We start from the raw sequence: 3,626 nt of genomic DNA on the forward strand, positions 1-3,626 counted from the left end.
GGGGAGGAAAGGGCGGGGTCCTTGGGGCCACTATTAACGATTCTACAGAACCCTTACCCAATTTCCAGAAAGCCGCAGGGGAAGACGGGGGGCTTTCACAGGATGCGGGCGGCGGCGGCGGCGGCGCGCTGGCGATTATCAATGCGCAGGAATATACTGTGAATGGCGTGATAATGGGCGGCGTCGGCGGCGAAGGAAGCGACCTTCAGACAAATAATATGGCAAGGGGTGGCGGGGTGGCGCTTATCCTCAACGGGAGCGTTTTTACCGTTGGAGCTGGTAGCCGTGTTTTGGGTGGTCAAGGAGGAGCGAAAGAAAGGCCGAACTTCAATCCTCTAACGGATGAATATGGCGGCGGCGGCGGGTTGAGTATAATTCTGAACCAGGGCAGGTTGGAGATTTACGCGGAGGTCCGCGGAGGGGCTAGCGGCAACACGTTAAGGGGTGGAGACTACACGGGACAGGCAGTGTACGAAGGTTCCCCGGGCGGGGGCCTATATATGAAGGGCGGCACAACGGTTAATGTTTATTCCACGGGCTTCATTGCCACGGGTATGGTTACCTACGCGAAGCACAAAGCTCCTCCTGCTCTCATTCTCGAGGGAGACGGCAGTATTATCGACAATCAGGGCAGTATTTTCAGAGCTTTTGATAGCAGCCTACAAAACACGGATGCTGAAAGTGTCCCCGCAATATATGTTTTGGGCAACAACAACAAAGTTATAAATTCGAAACTCATCCTGGGCAACTACACAACGGCTGACAGTCCTGGTGGGTCGAGTGCATACGCGATCGAGTTCGAAGGCAATCAAAACACCCTGGAGCTCTGGGGCGGGCAAAATATGCGCGGCGTCGTTAATATTACCAACGGCACAGGAAACCATCTCGTTCTCGGTGGGACGAATCCAGGTACGTTCAACTTCGGCACCCTGGATCATATCGATCCTGGGGATTCCCGCAGCCAGAGAACGGGCTATATGGGTTTTGCTGATTTCACAAAGAACGGGGTGGGCACCTGGACTGGCGGAGGCGTGTCTCAGGCAACCGGCCCCTGGACAATCGACGAGGGTACGCTGGCGCTGATTGATGATGGCAGTCTTGAGTCGCATAGGAGTGTGACACTGAATGCCAATCTCGATATTTCCGGCGTTACCAGCGCGACCGCAATGAAAGACTTTTCTGGCTCTTCCGGCAGCACGATCAATCTGGGAAGCAAGACGCTTGTGCTGAAAAACACCCAGCCGCAAACTTTTGCCGGCACCGCCTCAGGAACCGGCGGCGGCATTCAGATTGATATGGGCACGGCAATCTTTACCGGTGACAATACCTATACAGGCTTGAGTACCGTCGCGGCGGGAGCGACGTTGCAGCTCGGCGCAGCCGGTATGACCGGCAGCATTGCGGGCGACGCTGCAGTCGACGGCCATTTGATTTTCAATCGATCAGATAATCCGACTTATGCAGGAGCGATAAGCGGTGCGGGCAGCGTTCAGAAGCTTGGCGGCGGCATTCTGGAGCTGTCTGGCGATAGCGGTGCATTCGCGGGATCTACATCCGTGGACGCCGGAGGACTGTTTGTAAGCGGCGTTTTGGGGGGCACCCTGGCTGTCAATACAGGAACCACTCTTGCGGGAACAGGTACAATCGGCGGCAATACGACGATCGCGGACGGAGCGACGCTTATCGGTCAACAAGGCCATGTCCTGACCTTTCAGAATAACCTGTCTCTATACAGCGGCAGTATTGTAAGCGTAAGCCTCGGCCGTGCGCCTAATGCGCCGGGTTTGTTTAATGTTCAGGGGGATTTGGCCCTGAATGGCACATTGAACATACTGGACATCGGCGATTTCGGACCGGGCCTGTATCGTCTGTTCGATTTTGGCGGGACCAGGTCTGGCGGACTGACACTGGGGACTGTCCCAATTGGAACGGACCCCACCCGGTTGCAGTTTATCACCGATATACCAAACCAATACGATCTCTACTATACGTCTGAACCTGGCTTTAATATGTGGGACGGCGGCGATATTACGCGGCACGACAATGGCGCCGTGGACGGTGGAGATGGCGTATGGGATGGTTCCAATAATAACTGGACAACCTTTGACGGCGCGCACAACAGCATATGGAGTGATGATGAAGTCGCCCAGTTCGGTGTGAGGGCAGGGACCGTCACAGTCGATGACAGTACGTTCCCGATCAGGGCGAGTGGTCTTGTATTTTCGATCGATGGTTATCGGCTGACGGGTGGCCATATTGTTCTCTTTGACCCTGTTGACGGCGTGCCGACGATCCGTGTTGGTGACGGTTCTTCCGCCGGAGCAGCCATGACCGCGACCATTGAGACGGAACTGCGCGGTGAACAAGGTTTCAAAAAAGTCGATTTCGGCACACTGGTTCTGACCGGCACCAACACCTATACTGGTGTCACGACGGTCAGCCATGGAACGCTTCAGCTCGGAGACGGCGGCAATAGCGGCAGCATTTTGGGCGATGTGGTGGTGGACGGCGATCTATATGGTCGTGGCACGCTGGCCTTCAACCGTTCGGATGAATATGCATTTTCCGGTGCGATCAGCGGAAACGGCATTGTCGTGCAGCGCGGCAGCGGCACGACGGTGTTTGAAGGCAACAACACGTTCACCGGCGGTCTGACGGTCGAGAAGGGCACGGCGAAGGCCGGCATTCAGGATCACGCCTTTGGTTCTGGCCTGCTGACGGTCGAGAAAGACGGCACTGCCGATCTGGCAAATTTAAATGAAACAGTTGGCGGCCTTACGGGAGGCGGCTATGTAGCGCTTGGCTCCGGCACGCTGACGCTTGAGCAGAACATCAATACGACCTTTTCCGGCATGATGGACGGGGCCGGAGGCCTTAACAAGAATGGCAATGGCACGCTGACGCTTTCCGGCACTGGCAGCTATGCGGGCGAGACCAACGTCAATGGCGGCGCTCTGGTGCAAGGTGCCGCAGGCGCTTTCTCCAGCGCTTCCACCTATTTGGTTGCAAACAATGCCCTGATCGATCTTGGCGGCCATGACACCGACATGGCCGGGCTCTCCAATTCCGGCACAGTCAATTTCGGCGGTTCGGGCGGCACCACGCTGAACGTTGCCGGCAACTATGTTGGCAATGGCGGCATGTTCGTCATCAACAGTGTGCTGAATGGGGATGATTCCAAGACCGACATGCTGAAGGTCGGTGGCGATACGTCCGGCAACACCAATCTGAAAGTCGTCAATCGCGGTGGACTTGGGGCTCAGACCGTCAATGGCATCGAAGTGGTCGATGTCGGTGGCCAGTCGAACGGCACCTTCTCGCTGCTGGGTGACTTTGTCACCAAGGACGGCAAGCAGGCGGTTCGGGGTGGGGCGTATGCCTACACGCTGCAACAGGGCCCCGGTACCGGCGGCAACGATGGCAACTGGTATCTGACCAGTCAATTTGTTGATCAGGATTGCCATCTGACAAATACTTGTCCACAACCTGTGCCGCCTGCTCCACGTTACAGCCCGTCGGTTCCGGTTTATGAAGGCTATCTGCAGAACATGCAGGCGCTCAACAAGCTGCCGACCTTGCAGGAACGTGTTGGCGAGCGCTACTGGACGGGACGGAACGGCGATGGG

General features: G+C 56.5%; 2 protein-coding genes. One reads left to right on the forward strand and one right to left on the reverse strand.

Translation table 11 applies throughout. The features are described from left to right. Positions 1-95 precede the first annotated feature (95 nt). Positions 96-302, reverse strand: a complete 207-nt coding sequence (locus tag F9K78_RS22400; RefSeq protein WP_235925509.1) for a hypothetical protein — start codon at positions 300-302, stop codon at positions 96-98. Between F9K78_RS22400 and F9K78_RS21700 the strand changes: the two genes are divergently transcribed. Further along, positions 219-3,626: autotransporter outer membrane beta-barrel domain-containing protein (locus F9K78_RS21700; protein WP_235925508.1), on the forward strand; the 3,408-nt coding region annotated here is incomplete at its 3' end. The two genes, F9K78_RS22400 and F9K78_RS21700, sit on opposite strands and share 84 nt — an antisense overlap.

It is taken from the genome of Brucella pseudintermedia (assembly GCF_008932435.1).
GTDB lineage: Bacteria > Pseudomonadota > Alphaproteobacteria > Rhizobiales > Rhizobiaceae > Brucella > Brucella pseudintermedia.